Below are 2,396 nucleotides of genomic sequence, written 5' to 3' on the forward strand. Positions count from 1 at the left end.
GTGCATCTGATTTAGATGCACTTTTTAGATTTAATTAACTTCAGTTACTTAGCAATTACCAAGTGTAACCTACGCTGAATGAACCGCCAGTATCACCACTGCTGGTTGTCATACCAGAGAGACGGATTCCCACTTTACCGTTATCAGAAAGTTTAGAGAAGCCTAATGCTACAGCGCTTTCACCCTTGAAGGTTGCAGTACCCACTGAAACAGTTGTACGTCCCGGTTGAGTAGTTTGTTGTAACCCTGCTGTCGCCATCGCACCTGCGATACCGCCTCTAGACTCTTTGGTCAAGTTATTAACACGTTTATTCACGTTGTTAATCGCTTTGTTAGTTGCATTAGCTAACCGAACATTTACTGCGTCAGTTGGTAATTGACCGTCTGCAACACCAGTAATTACAGTGCCTTTACTGTTACCACTACCATTAACATTTAAGACATTAGCGCCATCACGGATGCTAGGATCTTGCGCAGTGTCTTGGTTATTAATAGTAACGCCACCAACTTGGATGCTATCTAACTTGATGTTTTTACTCATACTAACGGTATAAGTCTTAGCCTGAGTTGCACTATCAATGTCTTCATCAACAGTAATATTATCGCCAGCTTTCACTGTTACATTACTTGCTTTCGCTTTAGCAATGTCATACACCTTAGTAATCGCATCATTCACTGTATCTTTACCAGTACCGCCGATACCATCAGTACCATCTTTACCGGTCACTTTACCATTTTCGTCGATACTCTTAATACCTAAGATATTGGCAATTTGGCCACCGTTAACGGCTTGTTTACTATTTTCAGCAACTTTACCGTTACCAACATTATCAATAGTAAGTCCTTTCGCTTTAGCTTCTGGGGTCATATTACTATCTTCTGGTGTTACAACCTTCATACCAGCAATCTTAGTATTGGTCTTAGATTGATCAATTTCACCGGTATTCGTAACAACAAAGAATTTATCACCAACTTTAGCTAAAGTTTCCCCATCACTATTAATATAGCTCATTGGGATACCGTTAACGTTGATGGTATAGCTAAAGACACCATTACCTTCATCCTGAACTTTAGATACTGTTGTATTAACACCATCCTTCACTTTTACAGTCTCTGTTGGTTTCACTTGTTGTGAAGATACACCACTAGTTTTTGCTCCTTCAGTAGCAATATTGAAACCTTGATTAACTGTATTAGTTAAATTGGTTACTTTTGTATCCACATAGTCTTTATTCGCCGCATCAGTTCCCGCTGTTGGTGACCAATGTTAGTGATACGAGCACCGTCTACATCAACTGTCTTATTACCCAAAGTAATGGTTGTCTTGTTGCCATCAGTACCTGCAGGACCAGTGATCGAAGTAATACCAGTTAACTTATCGTTCAACTTAACATTGACTACACCATTGGCTTCAATATAAGCCGCTGTCGGTGTAGTACCAGCTGTTGCACTGTGGAAGCTTAAACGAGCTTCTGTCTCATTCGCTACATTTTTACCACTACCGATAGAGGTAATATTCTTCAATACACTATTTAAAGCGTAAGTAACATCACCTGTATCTGCTTTTGTACTTGGAGTAAGGTTATCATCTCCATTAAAGGTCAAACCGGTACTTAATGCAACTGAACGAGCTGGCGTTTCGCCTTTCGCTTTATAACTAAGTTTACCGTTACCCACCTGATCAGTGACGTAGGTTTTGAGCACTTCAGCAGTCACTAAACCGCCACCTGTACCATCAGTAGGTAAAGTACCTTTCACATCATCTGCACTTGCCACTTGTTTGATCGCAATGTTGACCTTGCCATCTTTAATTGCTGTAGCAATGTTTGCACCTTTGAAGGTTGTATCAGTACTGTCATCAACAGTCGTGAACGATAAAGTTTGTCCGAATGTTTTAGTGACTGTCTTACCACTTGAAGGACCTTCTGCTTCAAACGTGATTAAGCCACCACCTACTTTATTATTTAATGCCGCAATCGCATCATTCACATTGTTCTTACCAGTACCACCAATATCGGTTGGTGCAGTGACTGTGCCATTTCCATTTTGGGCAGTACCACCTAAAGCCGTTTTGATTGACTCTAACGCTGCATTAAGTTGGTTACCATTGATAGCATCTCCGCTAGTGGTATCAATAGTACCGTTAGCCACATTAGTCACTTTGGCTTTGTTCATGCTAATGGCTGGTGCTGTCATACTACCTGCTTTCTTAGTAAAGCTAATGCGTGCTTCATCTGCTGAGAATGTAGCACCTGTCTTAGCACCGCTACCAATTGAGGTGATATTTGACAACTCATTTGCCAATTTCACTTCAAGGGTTGATTTATTATCCCCTTCGCTAGCTTTGTGCGTAACGTTGATGTTACCACTCGCGCTTGTAAAGGTTCCAGAGGCTG

The 2,396-nt window shown here is 40.9% G+C and carries 1 protein-coding gene and 1 pseudogene; both read right to left on the minus strand.

Annotation, left to right across the window (positions count from 1 at the left end):
- Window positions 1-55: 55 nt before the first annotated feature.
- Entirely contained in the window at window positions 56-1,222 is a 1,167-nt protein-coding gene (locus PF272_RS02645; RefSeq protein ID WP_271141514.1) for a YadA family autotransporter adhesin, read from the minus strand.
- A pseudogene (locus PF272_RS02650) lies at window positions 1,207-2,396 on the minus strand (hypothetical protein); the annotation flags it as partial. The gene PF272_RS02645 and the pseudogene PF272_RS02650, both read right to left, overlap by 16 nt.

This window comes from Gallibacterium faecale (genome assembly GCF_027920745.1).
GTDB lineage: Bacteria > Pseudomonadota > Gammaproteobacteria > Enterobacterales > Pasteurellaceae > Gallibacterium > Gallibacterium faecale.